This window comes from Parabacteroides hominis, from assembly GCF_014287585.1.
GTDB classification, from domain to species: Bacteria; Bacteroidota; Bacteroidia; order Bacteroidales; family Tannerellaceae; genus Parabacteroides; species Parabacteroides hominis.
Map to the genome: position 1 here is coordinate 19,238 of NZ_JACOOJ010000001.1, position 17,014 is coordinate 36,251.

The 17,014-nt window shown below is 46.0% G+C and carries 6 protein-coding genes and 1 pseudogene; 1 reads left to right on the forward strand and 6 read right to left on the reverse strand.

What is annotated here, in order from left to right; genetic code table 11:
* Positions 1-130 precede the first annotated feature (130 nt).
* The 5 genes from H8S65_RS00095 to H8S65_RS00115 all read right to left on the reverse strand — a co-directional run bounded on the left by H8S65_RS00095 (position 131) and on the right by H8S65_RS00115 (position 10,827).
* Positions 131-2,419 (reverse strand): GH92 family glycosyl hydrolase, encoded by a 2,289-nt coding sequence (locus tag H8S65_RS00095; RefSeq protein WP_186927933.1) that lies wholly within the window; start codon positions 2,417-2,419, stop codon positions 131-133.
* A gap of 17 nt (positions 2,420-2,436) precedes the next feature.
* The gene (locus tag H8S65_RS00100) at positions 2,437-4,764 is read right to left on the reverse strand and encodes a GH92 family glycosyl hydrolase (RefSeq protein WP_186927934.1); all 2,328 of its coding nucleotides are present in this window, start codon (positions 4,762-4,764) and stop codon (positions 2,437-2,439) included.
* A 17-nt stretch (positions 4,765-4,781) separates the two neighbouring features.
* Complete coding sequence (locus H8S65_RS00105; protein WP_186927935.1) at positions 4,782-5,888, reverse strand: basic secretory protein-like protein; 1,107 nt, start codon at positions 5,886-5,888, stop codon at positions 4,782-4,784.
* Positions 5,889-6,049: 161 nt separating this feature from the next.
* Entirely contained in the window at positions 6,050-7,672 is a 1,623-nt protein-coding gene (locus H8S65_RS00110) for a RagB/SusD family nutrient uptake outer membrane protein (RefSeq protein WP_186927936.1), read from the reverse strand.
* Positions 7,673-7,698: 26 nt separating this feature from the next.
* A complete protein-coding gene (locus H8S65_RS00115) occupies positions 7,699-10,827 on the reverse strand; it encodes a SusC/RagA family TonB-linked outer membrane protein (RefSeq protein WP_186928174.1) in 3,129 nt (1,042 codons plus the stop codon).
* Between the two features lie 1,306 nt (positions 10,828-12,133).
* Between H8S65_RS00115 and H8S65_RS00120 the strand changes: the two are divergent.
* Positions 12,134-12,883 (forward strand): annotated as a pseudogene (locus tag H8S65_RS00120) (P-loop NTPase family protein); the annotation flags it as partial.
* A gap of 25 nt (positions 12,884-12,908) precedes the next feature.
* Here H8S65_RS00120 and H8S65_RS00125 read toward each other — a convergent pair.
* On the reverse strand, positions 12,909-16,973 hold the full coding sequence (locus H8S65_RS00125) for a hybrid sensor histidine kinase/response regulator transcription factor (protein ID WP_186927937.1): 4,065 nt from the start codon (positions 16,971-16,973) through the stop codon (positions 12,909-12,911).
* Positions 16,974-17,014 lie beyond the last annotated feature (41 nt).

Genomic DNA, 17,014 nt, shown 5'->3' on the forward strand with positions numbered 1-17,014 from the left:
TTATAAATAAAAAGGACTATCTGAAACAAGGTCCAAATAGCCCTTTTGATTATAGTTTTGCCGGAAGTGCTATCATAATTAAGTGCTTATGTTAATATTAATGCTTCCGGCTAATCTATATACATTCCGATTATTTTCCTAATTCATTAGAGAATGAGTAAGGGACATCGCTGTCCTGCGTACCCCGGTTTTTATTCGGAGTAACCGACATATTGTAATTGATGGTCATGCCACGCATCAGGTCGCCATGTGTCAGATAATTCTTCGTATAGTTCTTACCATTCACCTTCATGGACGAGATGTAACGGTTCGCCTCGCCATTATTGTTGGCCTTGATTACGACCTTCTTGCCGTTTTCCAGATTCAGCGTCACGCTTTTGAACAGCGGAGAACCCAAGATATACTGGTCCGTACCCGGACAAACCGGATAGAAGCCGAGGGCCGAGAATACATACCATGCCGAAGTCTGCCCGTTGTCCTCATCCCCGCAATAGCCGTCGGGAGTCGCGAAATAGAGCTTGTCCATCACTTCACGCACCCAGTACTGCGCTTTCCAGGGTTCGCCGGAATAGTTGTACAAGTAGATCATGTGCTGGATCGGCTGGTTGCCATGCGCATAATTACCCATGTTCATAATCTGCATTTCGCGGATTTCATGGATCACGCCGCCGTAATAGCTGTCATCGAACAAAGGCGGGACATTGAATACGGAATCCATCATGGCGTTGAAACCGGCCTTTCCTCCCATCAAGTCGATCAGCCCCTGCGGATCATGGAAAACCGACCAGGTATAATGCCAGCTGTTGCCTTCCGTAAAGGCGTCTCCCCATTTCAGCGGGTTGAACGGAGACTGGAACGAACCGTCCTCGTTACGGCCACGCATCAACTTGGTTTCCGGATCGAACAGGTTCTTATAGTTCATGGCATGTTTCGCGAAAATGGCAATTTCGGATTCCGGTTTGCCTAAAGCCTTCCCTAATTTATAGATAGCCCAGTCGTCATAAGCATATTCCAACGTACGGGCGGCACTTTCGTTGATTTTCACGTTATAAGGCACATAGCCCAATTCATTGTAATATTCATATCCTAAACGTCCGGTCGATTTCACCTTCGGATGTACGCTGTTAGCCCCATGCACGACAGCCTCCCAAAGCGTCTCGATATCATATCCGCGAAGTCCTTTCAGGTAAGCATCCGCCACAACGGAAGCCGAGTTGTTGCCGACCATGCAGCCACGATGTCCCGGACTTGCCCATTCCGGCAGGAAGCCGCTTTCTTTATATGTATTGGCAAGGCCCTCTTGCATCTTCGTATTCATATCCGGATACATCAGGTTCAGGAACGGGAACAGGCAACGGAACGTATCCCAGAAACCGGTATCGGTGAACATATAACCCGGCAGCACTTCTCCGTTATACGGGCTGTAGTGCACCACTTTGCCATTGGCATCCAGTTCGTAGAAGCTACGCGGGAAAAGCAGCGAACGGTACAGACAGGAATAGAACGTGCGCAGTTTGTCCACATCGTTATCTTCCACAACGATACGTCCTAAAGTCTCGTTCCATACCTGACGGCCTGCCTCGGCTATTTCGTCAAACGAACGGCCGCCTAATTCTTTCAGGTTCAGTTCCGCCTGTTCAGGGCTGATAAAAGAGGAAGCTACGCGAGCATGAACAACCTCGCCTTTACGGGTGGAGAAGCCGATGATGGCTCCCGTATGATTCTCTTGCGCCTCCGTTTCGCCTTTACGGATTTCGCTGTCACCGACGGTCGCTTTATAGGTAAACGGTTTGTCGAACACAACAACGAAATAGTTTTTGAAATTCTTCGGAACACCCCCGCTATTCCGGGTGGTATATCCGATAATCTTGTTCTCTTCCGGAACGATCTTGATGTAAGAACCCCGATCGAATGCATCCACGATCACATACGATTTATCCGATTCGGGGAAAGTGAAACGGAACATGGCGGCCCGTTCGGTCGGCGTGATTTCCGTCACCACGTCATGGTCTGCCAGATAGACCCGGTAATAGTTAGGTTTTGCCACTTCCGCCTTATGGGAGAACCAACTGGCACGTTTGTCCTGGTCGAACACCACCTTGCCGGTAATAGGCATGATGGCAAACTGTCCGTAATCGTTGATCCACGGGCTGGGCTGGTGGGTCTGCTTGAAACCACGGATTTTGTCGGCGTCGTATGTGTACGCCCATCCGTCTCCCATCTTTCCGGTCTGTGGCATCCAGAAATTCATACCCCAGGGCATGGCTATCGCCGGATAGGTATTACCCGTCGAGAGAGAGATTTTCGACTGGCTTCCGACCAGCGGATTCACGTAATCCACCAGGTCCTTTTTGTCGGTCGCATCCACCGTAAAGAGGCTGCTGCAAAGCGTAATCGCTAAAATAAATAATTTCTTCATGGATAGAATATGTTTAATTAATTTGAAGACAGGGAATACGGTCTGTCTGTCCCGTTAAAAACACGTTTTTTATTAGGGGAAGAGGTCATTTCGAACGTCAGCGTACCGCCGTCCATGATGTCCTGCTGGGTAATGAACCCTTTCGTATAGGGTTTGCCATTCAGCTTGACCGACTTGACATAGCGGTTTTTGTCGCTCACCTTGTCGGCCTTCACTTCGAATGTCTTGCCGTTCTCCAGCGTTACCTTTATATAAGGCAAATAGGGAGCGCCCAGCACATACTGGTCCGTTCCCGGACAAACCGGATAGAATCCCATCGAAGACAGGATATACCAGGCGGACATTTGTCCGCAATCGTCGTTACCGCAAAGGCCGTCGATATTATTGCGGTACATCTTATTCATGATTTCACGCTGCCAGTATTGTGTTTTCCAGGGTTGCGAGGTCCAGGCATACAGGAACGGGATATGATGGCTCGGTTCGTTGCCATGCACATAGCCGCCCAGCAAGCCTTCCTCCGTCACATCCTCGGTCTGGGCGAAAAACTCGGCAGGCAGGTGCATCGTAAACAGGGAATCGAGCTTGGAGACAAAGGACTTGTCGCCTCCCATCAGGCGGATCATGTTGTTTACATCCTGCGGCACATAAAAAGAATAGTTCAAGGCATTTCCTTCGATAAAACCTTCTCCATGCGTACTCAGCAGGTTGAAATTCTCTTTCCAGCGTCCGTCGGCATAACGGGGACGGGCATAACCGATATTCGTATCGAATACATTCGTATAATTGGCCGCCCGTTTTTTATACGTTTCGGCAACAGAACGGTTGCCGGCCAAAAGGGCCGTGTGGTAGATGGTCCAGTCGTCATACGCATATTCCAGCGTCAGTGAAGCGGCGCTGCCGTTATGGTCGAGTGCGACATAGCCTTTTTCCATATATTCGCCGGTCCCGTCTAAGTAAGGGATCGTGGAACTGCTCACCATCGCTTTCAAAACCTCTTCCTTGTCCAACGGAAGGCCTTTCGCCACGGCGTCGGCCAAAACGGAAACGGAATGATATCCGATCATGCACCAGTTTTCATTTGCCATATGGCTCCAAATAGGCAAAGCCTTATGCACGCTTTGCTCGCAATGCTTCAGCATGGAGCGGGCGATATCCGTATTTACCCGGCGGTTGATGATGTTGAACAGCGGATGCAGGGCTCGATAGGTGTCCCAAACGGAAAAGACCGTGTAGTTCGTGAAATCGTCCGCCTTGTGGATATTATGATCCAACCCGCGATACTGTCCGTCCACATCCGTATATACGCAAGGATTGATCATGGTGTGATACAAAGAGGTGTACAGCATCGCCAACTGGTCGCCCGTGCCGGTAGCTTCGATAACGGACAATTCCTTATTCCAGGTTTCACCGGCACGAGCCGCCAACTGGTCGAAACGATAGCCGGAGGCTTCAGCCCGCAGATTTTTCAAAGCGCCGTCGGTGCTGACTCCCGAAAGGGCGACTTTCACTTCCAATTCCTCGGAAGCCGCCGGATCGAAATCAAAATAAGCGACGATCTTGCGTCCGCCTATATCCGGGAAGTTTTCTTTCATATTGAATTTGCCGTATCCGCCCCGGTAATTGACTTTTGCTTTTTCCTCGCATCCGTAATGAGCGACCGGTTTGGAGAAAGACATGGCAAAGTAGGTATAGTTGGTACGCGCCCATCCGTTCGTGATACGATAGCCCGTGACCAGCGTATCGTTTTCAACCCGGATATTCGTCCAAAGGACTTTTCCGTCGTAATTGTAGATACCGTGGACCATATCCAAGATGATCCGCTGGTTCCCGGCATCTTTCGGGAACGTATATTTATGCACGCCAACCCGCTTGGTTGTCGTCAGTTGTGCTTTCACGCCGTAGTCGGCCAGCATCACTTCATAGTAGCCGGGACGGGATACCTCCGTATCGTGCGAGAAACGCGAACGGTAGCCGCCGTCCGGGTCGGTTGCCGTTCCGGGATTCAGTTTCAATTCGCCGGTAGCCGGCATAATCAGGATATCGCCGAGGTCGGAATGTCCGGTTCCGCTAAAATGCGTATGGCTGAACCCGACGATACTACTGTCCTTATGTTGATAGCCGGCACAATATTCATAAGCACGCGGCTGATACTTGCCATCCACGTTATGAGGGATCGTGTCTGTGTCCGGACTCAACTGAACCAGTCCGAAAGGCACGCAAGCCCCCGGAAACGTATGCCCCATCCCGTTCGTCCCGATAATCGGGTTCACCCATGCGGTCTTATCCTGGGCGGACAAGCTCCCAAAGGTCAGCAATGCAGAAAATAAAAGAATTGTCTTTTTCATGATATCGTGTTTCTATTTCATTTTGATAAAAAGGCTTGATACTCGTTCCACAGCCCTTCAATGCTGGCATCTTCGCCGAACATACGCTTCATCGCTTTGTCGAAACTCCATTCGTCGAGGTCGCGAACCGTCTCATGGAATTTACGGATGGCATCCGGGTCTTTGGTAGTCAGCCATTGGATAAAAAAGCCGGTCGTACGATAACCGTCCATCCAGTTACCGCCCGGTTTGCGGGTACTCATATCGAAATATCCGGCCTGAGCGCGGACTGCATCCGCCAAACCTTCGATACAAGCCCAGAATGTCTTATTGGTCGAGTAGGAACCGATTCCTTTCGGCTCGAACTGGTAAGCGTGTACCAATTCATGGTACAGAACGCCACGTGTTTCGAAGTCGAGCTTATAAAGGGATTCGTTTGCCGATTTCTCGATATGTTGCGTGCTGTAGACAATCGAGATGACAGGCGGGTTGCCACCTTTGGCAGACACTCCGTCATAATCTTTCAGGGTATATTCGATTTTCTGCACGTCGTTCATGGTGTCTTTGGCCGTATAGAACAGAATCTCCGCAACTTTACGGGCATGAAAGCGGATATATTCATCAGGGTTCTGTACAAGGCCTGCATAAACGGAAGCCCCCTTTGTTTCGGGATCGAGAATTTCAAAGTCGACTCCCGGATATTTGAACGCTTCCCAGCCCGCATTCAAATTCGTGTCGTAAAATGACACGTCGCCTATCACCAGCGTATCGCCGGTCTCCGTAGCGGCTTCCAGCATATATTGTTTGTAATTGGAAGGTTTGGTTATCGGACAAAGGATTTCCTGATAGCGGGAACAGAACGCCTGATCTTTCCGTTCATCCACAACCACCCAGTTCTTCCCGTCATAGGAACCTTTCAATGTCCAGGCAGACGGATCATGTGCAGGCGTCTCGCCGGAGGAATAGATTTTATAACTTTGGAAAGGAACAGTATATTGCTGATCAAAAACGATTTTATTCACACCATCCGTCCCCACAAAACAAGTCGTCGGGTCCCCGTCCGACAGTTCGGGAACATTCACCGGCAATTTTGCCTGACAAGAACACAATAATAAACTTATCGATATTAATATATTTATTTTCATAACACAACTCTCAAAAATTAAACAATATACCGTCCATTCTCCACAATTTTTGAGAAAGCACTCCCTCCCGCAAACAAACTGCTTACGGGAAGAAGGCTCAATCAAAAACACAACTCCCTATGTTGAATTTTTATACCTAACTAAACGCTTAACGAGCTTTATTAATTCCATCCCGGATTCTGATGTCCCTGCAAAGCCGGATTAGCCTGTATTTCATCCAGCGGAATCGGCCATAACAAAGCATATTCAGGAATAGCTCCTACGCGAATCTGTCCGTCCGGTTTGTTCTGAATCTTCGCAGAAGTAAGAGGAACCCAATTCAACTTGCCTGATTGCGCACCAACTTCTTCCGGATACAAACGAGTACGGCGGATATCATCCCATACCTTAAATTCCAACGGGAACTCATGTAAACGTTCAGTCAGGATAGACTGGATCAACGCGTCGCCTGTCGCTGTTTCATCTGCCAGACCTGCACGTTTACGAACCTGGTTCAAATAACCAAGCGCTTCACTCTCCTTACCTGTACGAGCCAAACCTTCAGCAGCGATCAGTAGGACTTCCGAATAACGGAATGTCGGCATATCATAGTCGCCATCATGACCTTCCATCAAGGATTTTTCATCAAACCAAGCCCAGTTGCCATAATTATTCAACGTGTGAGTTACACCCGTAGCGTCTGTATATTCCTTGAAGAAAAATTGCTTTTCATGTCCACGAATGTCAGCCGGTTCATAACTGTTTATAATCATATCGCAAGGCAAATAGATGTTTTCCAGAACATTACCGCTCGGATGGAAAATCGTATTGCCGTTAGCATCTTTCCATTGGGTTGCATCCGATCCCATCGAATGGCCGGGGAAAGAGTTACCCACTTTATGATTGGAATAGTTATACTCTTTTGCAAAAATGATCTCGTTAGACGTATTGGTCGTCTTGATCACATTAAATGCCGAATTGAGGTCGTCGCTACTTCCATTTGCCTGGATCAGCGCATGCTGGCCGCCTTCGATCACCTTCAAAGCCATCTGGGCTGCTTTTGCATAATCTTCGTTTCCACCGTTAAGCGGAGCGCCTGCTCTTTGCAAATAAACCTGTGCCAACAATGTCTGTGCCATCGGAAGAGTAGCATAGCAACCATTATCATAGAACGCCTTATTAGGCAAAGCATTATTGTTCACGATATCAAGCAAATCCTGTTCAACCAGGCTGTAAATTTCAGCAGCCGGAATACGTTCTTTAAAGATACCGTCCGGAGAGGTGTAAGGTTCGGAAATGTAAGGCACATCACCAAACTCCTTTACCAACCAGAAATAAGCATAAGCGCGGAAGAATTTACCCTGAGCCACATAGTTCTTGATGGTTTCCGCACTCAATACGTCCGTCATATTCGGCACATTGGCAAGTACGAAGTTTGCACGAGAGATTCCTTTATAGAACTCATGCCAGTAGCTCCAAGCCTGATCGTCGAATGATGCAACGTTGAAGTTGCAACCTTCCGAAGCATTGGTAAACTGACGGTCTTTACGTTTGTCGACATACAAACCGGAGATAATGCCTCCCCAAGCGGTAGCCTTGGGAGTCCAACCGCCACCCGTATTATACAGATAAGGGACACCCCCGAAATACAATGCGTTCACACCTGTTTCCGCATCAGACGCAGTCTGCCAGAACTGATTCGAATCTTTTTGATCCAACGGCTTCTCTTCCAGGAAGCTGTCACATGAACTCATGGCCAATGAGCACATGCACAATAATGAAATATATTTTTTCTTTAGTTTCATAATGATCTTATATTATTTATGACTGATTAAAATCCAACATTGATACCGAACATGAATGTTCTCGGACGCGGATAAGTAAAGAACTGACGGTTAGCCCCCCAGTTATTGCCATCTAAGCGAGATGAGTTATCCGGGTCAAATCCTGAATAATCCGAAGAAGTGATCAGGAACGCATTATTCACGTTAGCATACAAACGCAATGAAGACAAGCCAATCGGTTTGATCACGTTAGGATCAAATGTGTAACCTAACTGAATCATGTTACAACGCAAATAAGAACCGTTAACCACCCAATCATCATCTGCTGCATTATTCGCACCCTGGCCGAAATTGTTCAGACGGATGGCCTGTTCTTTTCCATTCGGGTTCAAAGTCGGATGCCATGCTTCCTGATAAATACGGTCAAGGCCGTTAGTCAGGAAACGAGCCACCGTAGAGTGGTAATATTCCTGCATTAGATCAACCCCCCATGTGTACTGGAAGTCAACTGTCAAATCGAAATTCTTGTAGTTGAATGTATTGACGAAAGATCCCATCCAGTCTGGTAAACCATTACCGATAATTACACGGTCTTTAGAAGTCACTTTTTCACCGATAACAGACGGAATATTCATAGTTTCCGGATCCCAGTTATCAGGGTTGCCATCATAAATACCGATACGTTTGTAACCGTAGAATGAAGAAAGCGGTTCGCCTTCACGTATAAGCATGTCATAACCGACGAAACCGTCAACCGTAATCTGGCGTTTTCCTGTAATCGGATCGACAGATGCACTTTCATCCAATTTTTCAACACGGCTCTTGTTGTAGCCCAAGTTGATCGTCGAAGTCCATTGGAAATCGCGATTCTGGATAGGACGTGCCGTAACCAGGATATCGACCCCTCGGTTGGAAACAGCTCCGACATTGTCCAGGATCGAAGAATAGCCTGTCGATTCCGGAACCGGCCGGTCAAGCAACAAATCCGATGTATATTTGTAATAACCGGAAACATCGAAACTCAAACGATCATTAAACAAGCCAAGTTCAGCGCCGAAATCGAACTGAGCTGTTTTTTCCCATTTCAAATTGGAGTTCGGCATGTTATCCAGGTAAGACACCGTATGCAATGCATTACCGATAATCGTATTCGACTGGCTTACTGTAGCCAAAGAACGATAAGTACCGATTTCAGAGTTACCCGTCAAACCATAAGAAGTATGCAGTTTCAACTTACTGATAGTCGGGTTGTCTTCCAGAAAACTTTCGCGGGACATCAACCAACCTAAACCGACAGACGGGAAGAATGCATATTTATTTCCGGAACCGAACTTGGAAGAACCATCATAACGTCCGGTCACCGTAGCCATATACTTGCTGTCATAAGAATAAGCCAGACGGAGGAAATAGGAGTTCATCGTCCATTTGTCATAGTCACTGCCGACACTCGGACGGTCTGTTCCTTTACCCAGGTTGTAATAGCCATAGAAGTCGTCCGTAAATTTACTGTCGGAAGCGTTGAAAGATGTATAATCACGTCCTTGCCAAGACAAACCGAGCATGGCATTGATAGAATGCTTACCCAGCAAAGTCGAATAATTCATATAGGTTTCTTCCTGCCAGTAAAAAGAGTTCGAATTGCTTGCAGAAGCATAACCTTCAGAATTTTGATTAATCATTGGACGCGGAGAGAACGGAGTGTAACTTGCATTACGGCCGTTCTGGTAATCCACACCGAACTGTGTCTTCAAATCCAAGCCTTTCATCAAATGGAAAGTAAGGCCGGCATTACCGAAGATTTTCGTACGGTACTGCATAGAATATAGATTATTCAACAATTCAACCGGGTTACCTACACCTTCCGGGCTGAATCCTTGAGTTCCACTGTTCGGATTATCCTTGTCATTCAAAATAGAAGCCGTCCTGACAATATTATTTTGCGTATATACACCATCCAACTTAACCGGCAAGAACGGTAACTGTTCGATCATCGTACGCAAAGCGCCCTGTGAATAAGGGTTATCGGCTGTACGGTTACCCCAAGTATGGTTGACCAATAAATTCACGGATGTCGACAACCATTTAGTCGGTTTGTCATCATACGCCAACTTGGCATTGATACGCTTGAAATAAGAATTAAGCAAAATACCCTGCTGGTCGGTATAGTTGATGAACGCACCTACCGAAGAACTGTCGCCTGCACGTTGGATGCTAATCTGGTGGTTGTGTGAAATAGCCGTACGGGAAGCTTCATCCTGCCAGTTCGTATTATATTTAGGAGTACCGTCTGCATTGAACAAACGGTCATCCGTAAATATCTGAGACAAATCGGTCGTAAAATTCTTGCCCTGCCATGCGTTGGCATTTTCCAGACCTTGCTTGAAAGCGGCCATCCATTCATTGGCATCCATCACATCCATCTGTTTGGCCATCGTGCCGATTGAAACAGAACCGTCATAAGAGACACGAACGCCGTTACCTCCGTCACCACGTTTAGTCGTCACCAAAACGACACCGTTCGCACCACGTGCACCGTAGATCGCTGCTGAAGAAGCATCTTTCAACACTTCGATAGATTCAATATCGTTCGGGTTCAGTAACTGGAAGTCTGACATAACCACTCCATCCACAACATACAGAGGAGAAGTCGATGCATTAATCGTAGATACACCACGGATCACAACACGCATTTCACCACCCGGCTGTCCGGTATTGGAAAAAATGTTCACACCTGCCACTTTACCTTTCAATCCGTCAAGGGCATTAAACGATTGGTTTTTGATGATATCTACCCCTTTGGCTGTGGAGATAGATCCCGTCAAGTCGGATTTACGCATTGTACCGTAACCAACCACTACAACCTCGTCCAAGGCCTGGGAATCTTCTTTCAACATTACGTTAATAGTAGATTGATTTCCTACCTGGATCTCCTGAGTCAGATAACCGATAAAAGAAATTTGCAAAACAGCGCCTGCCGGGACATTCGAAATGGAAAACCGTCCATCCGTATCGGTCATAGTACCGTTTGTCGTACCTTTCACAACGATATTGGCTCCTGCAACCGGACCAAACTCGTCATTCACAACACCTGTCAATGTCTTACCCTGTTGTACCACCATTATATTGCTATCCGATTCCGGAGCAGCAAACACGGCATTAACAGAAAAAGCAGACATTAGCAAGCATAAGGCTGAGGCCTTCGCTATCCCACATGGAGATAATAGCTTAGATTCATTCATCATTTTTTGCTTTTTAATTTAACACATGTAATAATTTAAATTCTAAAAAGACCGGAAGAATCACCGTCCAATCTGTTCCTTTAATTTTTTGTAATTTGATGGCAATATTAGCCGATCTTAACACGACGGCAGTAACACAGGATAACAAAAAGAGTGTCATATTCAACCCGTGGTCGATTATGACACTCTTTTGTACAACCAAGACACTATACATAGACAGGCACTTATGCAAAAAACCGGTCATTCTCCCGGCGACCGAACACACCGAGTGACAAAAAAAACGACAATATCCCCCTTGAAACACGAAATCTTGCATAATCTTTTAATAATTAACAACATGGGGAAAACGGCTATTTGTTAAAAAATATTACCCTTGCGGGTAAATCGAATTAGATGGGGGAGAAAACCGGATTATATGCGGTAGTAGTTTCGATTCGAACCAATGGCTTTTTTATAAATGTGACAATAAGGGTGGCAAAACTATGTATTACGTTTCCTAACTCATAGGTTTACGATGCCTAAAGCTATTGCTACGGGACATAAACAAGTACCGAACTGCGACTCGTGCGAGTAAATCATTATTCCAGCCCCCCTTATTGTAAATAATAGATTATTTCACATTTGGACACCCAGTCGGCAGAGCAACCGGAATTTCGTTTTTTGCAGGGCAAAACGATCCTTTTTTCATCAATCTGCCAACCTTCTGCGGCGACGACCGTCTTTATCGCCTTGAAGATTGGCTTCATCGCCACGAAGACGGTCGTCACTACCTATGAACACGGCAACTCACGGCAACGAAGACGGTCGTCATGGAAAAGTTCTGCGCACCTCATGGAGGAAAGGCAGGAAAAGGCTTTTGACGTAAATTGGAGGCGCCCCGACTTCGTTCGCAAATATTCGATTCTCCCGAAGTTGAGGTTTGTCATATTGTCACGTTTTTCCATTTATTGCGACAGACCGGCCCCGGCATCCAAACGACACGCCGAACACTTGACATACAGCGTCACTCCAAAACCGGAAAGACGAGAAAAGTGACAGTTCAAAACGAACCGGAATTTCAGCTGAAATAGAAAAATGACTGAAAAGGGGTTATTGTCTACTTTATTCTGTCACTTCGGATAAACCGAGTTTAGGATTACGGATAAAGATATCTCCATTAAACATTTTAAAGTCTACACATTCTTTGTTCTTTCCAAAAGAATAGACTACATTTGTGATACCTCGTAAACAGAAGGAATAAAAACAAATTGAAGAATTGCCCGACTTTGTCAGTAAATTGAACTATTTGAATTTCCAGACAAGGGAAAAAAACATACCTCTTTACCTCATCATCGACGAATATGACAACTTTACGAACGTGGTCCTCAATGAGCAAGGCAACGAGGTCTACCATGCCTTGACACATGCCAGCGGTTTCAACATCGGCTGGAACATCAGTACCAGCTATCAATTCAATATGATGCTGGGGTTCAGCGAGGAAGATGTGCGTACCATGTTGCAATATTATAAGGATGCCGGACAACTACCGGACAATACGGATATCGAAGCCATGATCACAGAGATGAAACCTTGGTATGACAACTATTGTTTTGCCGAAGAATGCTTGGATCGTGACCCGAAAATGTTCAACTGCGACATGGTGCTCTATTATTTGCGTAACTATATGGATTTAGGCAAGTCCCCTAAACTGATGATCGATCCGAACACCCGCACCGATTACAACAAGATGAAGATACTCATCCAACTGGATCGCTTGGACGGTGACCGGAAAGGTGTACTGCGCAAGATCACCAATGAGGGGCAGATCGTTACGACTTTGGTCACGACCTTTCCTGCATCGGAGATTGCCAATCCTGAGATTTTTCCCAGCCTGCTGTTCTATTACGGCATGTTGACGATTAGTGCCACACGCGGATCACGTATCGTACTAAGTATCCCCAATAATAATGTGCGTAAGCAGTATTATGAATTCATGCGGGAAGAAGTGCAAGACTTCTAACAATCAGACTATATTTATCTCATTCTATGCCACGCATCCTGTACTGTCGGGGCGTCATTCCGTATTTAGATGAGAACTCACGATAGAAATAGGATTTGTTGGAGATTCCGACCTGGTAGATGATTTCCTGCACGCTCAGGTTTGTCGTGACTAAAAGTTGAGCTGCATGCATCATGCGATAGTCCTTGATGAAATCACTCGGTGTCAACGGCGAAATCTTTTTGAAACGGCGATACAAGGCACGGGCATTCATGCCTAATTTGTCGGCTATTAGTTCAGGACGCAACGTGTCCTGCGCAAGATTTTCCTTAATTATGGCTGTCACGGAATCCATAAACTCCTTATCCTCCTGGTGGATCAACTGCCCGCCGGACTGTTCGTAAGCGCTTTCCGGGGAATAATAGTAGTCTTTCAGTTCTTTCTTATTCGCCATCAACCGGTTCACGACAGAATGGAGCACCACGGACGAGAATGGCTTGGTCAGATAAGCATCGGCGCCCAGATTCAAACCTTCTGCCTGTTCATTTTCCGAGACTTTGGCCGACACTACAATTAAAGGTATATGCCGGGTAAATTTATCAGACTTGACACGGCTGATCAGTTCAAATCCATCCATATTCGGCATCATGATATCCGTAATAATCAAATCAGGCGTTTGCTGTTCCATCAGAGCCAAAGCCTCTTCTGCATTAAATGCTTCGCGGACAATATATTCGGACGATAGTGTTTCCTTAATCAACCAAACGATATCCCGGTTATCATCGACTACCAATATAACCGGACTACCGGTATTCACCTCGGTTTCGGCAGTCATTGCCGAAACCACCGGTTGTACAACCGGCCCCTCTTCTTCGGCTTGTCCATCCGAATCCGCCTCCTCAGCTTCCAGATAAGGCAACGTAACAATAAACTCGGCAGATTCTCCCTCCTTGCTTTCCACTTTTATCTCTCCACGAAGCAATTGGGCCATGCTGTGGCAGATGAAAAGTCCCAATCCGTTTCTGGAAGTCATCCGGGTATAATTATTTCCATCCAAATCACCTAAGATATGGAAACGGTCGAATATCGTTTTCAAGTCAGCTTCCGCTATCCCCTTACCCGTATTATAGATCTTTATTATTAAAGAATCATTTTCTATCCGGACAGAGACATCGATCGTGCCTTTCTGTTCCGTGTACTTGAATGCATTCGACACTAAGTTGCGTATAATCTTCTTCAGACTGGGGACATCCGTATTCCAATAGACCGGTTTACCAGCTTCATTGAAGGTGAAATTGATCCCGTTCTGCTCTGCGACAGGCATAAACGATTCACATTGCTTCCGGATCAAACCGCTTACAGATACCCGTTTGATATGTATTTGGCTGAATCCGGCCTCCTCTATCTTTCTGAGGTCCAGAATTTCCTGGATCAATTCATTCAGGCTTGTGACATTTTCGCCCAGGATACGGGCATATTTCTCCAGTTTTCCGTCAGCCAACCGGTCGGCGGATGTTTTGATATAATCGTTCACACCATTAATCAAAGTCAAAGGCGTGCAAAGTTCATGCGTAATATTGGCAAAGAAATTCAGCTTCGCCTCATACAGCTTTTCTTTTTGTTCTTCCCTGATTTTCCGGGCAACTTCGGCCTGTTTTTCCACAATCCGGAGACGCAACCAATACACGATACCCGAACATATGGCCGCCAGCAACAGACCATAGACAATCATAGCCCACGAACTGCGGTACCAGGGTGGCAATACCCGTATATGCAAAAAATACTCTTTGGCATCCGAATCGAACACATCATTCTTGTAACGGACTTTCAAAACATAATTGCCATAAGGCAACTTCGTAAAAGCGACTTCGTTATCCTTTTGCAGCTCGGCCCACGATGTATTATAGTTCTCCAATAAGTACGAATACTCATAGTTTTCCCCATGTATATAGTCGGTCGCCACAAAAGAAATCGAAAATGTGGATATGTTGGGAGGAATGGTCACATATCCGGTTTTTTGATCCGTATAGTCGTACAAACTATGCGTTTCATTCCCCATCTTCAATTCAAAGAAATGCAAGGCCGGCTTATAATTTTCCTGCCGGTCGTTTTGCGGATCTACCCAGATCAGTCCGTTAATTCCGCCAAAGAACAGTTTTCCCGTGTAAGGACATTTCCAATAAGCATCGTCCGAGAATTCCGTCACATCCAAATCAGGACTTCCATAATTATGGAAAAAATGATTGTGAGGATTGTATTTGGCCAGCCCTTTATTCGTACTCAGCCAGATACAGCCGTCAGGATCTTCGAGAATACCATGAACCATATCATTCTTGATACCGTCGATTCTGCTATATTGGCGTACCTCCGCCGGGGTCCCCGAATGTAATTTCATCTGCGTCATACCTGAACTGGCTCCCAGATAAAAAGTAGAATCCTGGCTATAACACATGCAAAGCACATCCCCTACCGCCCGGTTGCCTGCATTATTCATCGGAATAAATTCGTATTTCTTAGTCAGCAGATTAAAGCGGACCAACCCATATCCCCCACGGCTTCCTAAATAAAGGAGGGAGGCCTCGTCATCATAATTCATAGAATGGAACTCATTGCAAACTTTTCCATTCTTTTCAAGGATAAAAGACTCCACATATTTAATGACAGGTTCGCCATCTTTTTTACCAATGACAACCTCCAGCAAACCATCTCCGGTCGTTGCCATCCACAACGTCGAATCATTCACCTCACGAATGGCATGGACGTACCGGATCTTTGTATCGACAAGGCTTGCCAGCGTATAAACTTTCTTATCCACCAAAGAATAATAGGATAATCCCGGTCCTTCCGTCCCGATCCACACCCAGGGATAATAGTTGCTTTTACGGAAACAATAGACACGGTCGCTGGACAAACCGTCCGACGTAGTGAAATGCTTGACCTTTCCAACCGGTATTTCTCCTTTTTCGTAAGAATCATAATCTTCCACACGCACAAAACCATTCCCTTTGGTTCCGAACCAGATTGTTTTTTCATCTTCGGTATAGATCGAACGGACCGGATTACGCATGACAATCGGCAAATTTTTGAGTTGAATTCCTGAGAACCGGTTATACTTGTCATAATACATCCGGACTCCCTGCCCGTCTGTCCCGACCCAAAGAATATCCTGCTTCCGGTCAGGCAAGACACAGAATAACCCGACATCAAACCCCAGTGCCTCTTCTTCCGGATTGCCGATGTTCAGCAAAAGCCCATTCCTGAAAACCAGGTACGGGTCGGAATGAAACAAAGCGATGCGGGACAGCTTTCCGTATTTATCCATCCAGCCGGTAAGGTCGGCCAGATACTCTTTCTTGCGATCTTTCATCCGGTAAGAGTAAAAGCGGTTTTCCATATCCACATAGTACAGAATGCCATCGAGGTAATAAGCACGGTCTATTTTCTTCTCATGGACCGGAGTTTTCTTTATGTCCAATGACAAAGGAAAAGATTCGAAGTCCGGACAAATCTCAAGCAGGCTGCCATCGGCGTCAAGAATAAAGAACTGCCTTTCCCCGCCTGCAAACAAGACTTTGGCTACTTCTTCATTCATTCCCTGTACATGTACATCCTGGAAAGAACCGGCTTCGGGAGAATAGCAGGAGATAAAATCTTTTTGCTTTATGACCAGCGTATTACCTACCGAATCAGACGCCACGTTCAGGCATTCGGGATATTCCGTATAAGACTCCGTCACTTTCCGGTCTTTCAGTGAGAACCGGCTCAATCCCATAGAAGTCGATACCCACAGATATCCGTCTCCGCCATACACGATTTTATTAATGATATTGCTGCATAAAGTATTCTTGTTGTTCGGCTCAAAGCGAAATACATAGGTATTCTTTCCATTATACAAATTCAAGCCATCGTAGGTGCCGATCCACATATAACCGTTCTCATCCTGGTACATGTCAAGAATGGCATTATTCGACAAATCTATATTATCCGCCATATGCAGGGAAATCCCAGCGGACACTGGACAAGAAAACAGGAACAAGCAGACAATAACAGACCTGACAAAACGAAAAAACGCCGCATATCTGGTATCTATATAGGATAAATTCATAATAACGGTTATTAGGCCACAAATATAGTAAATAATGTGTC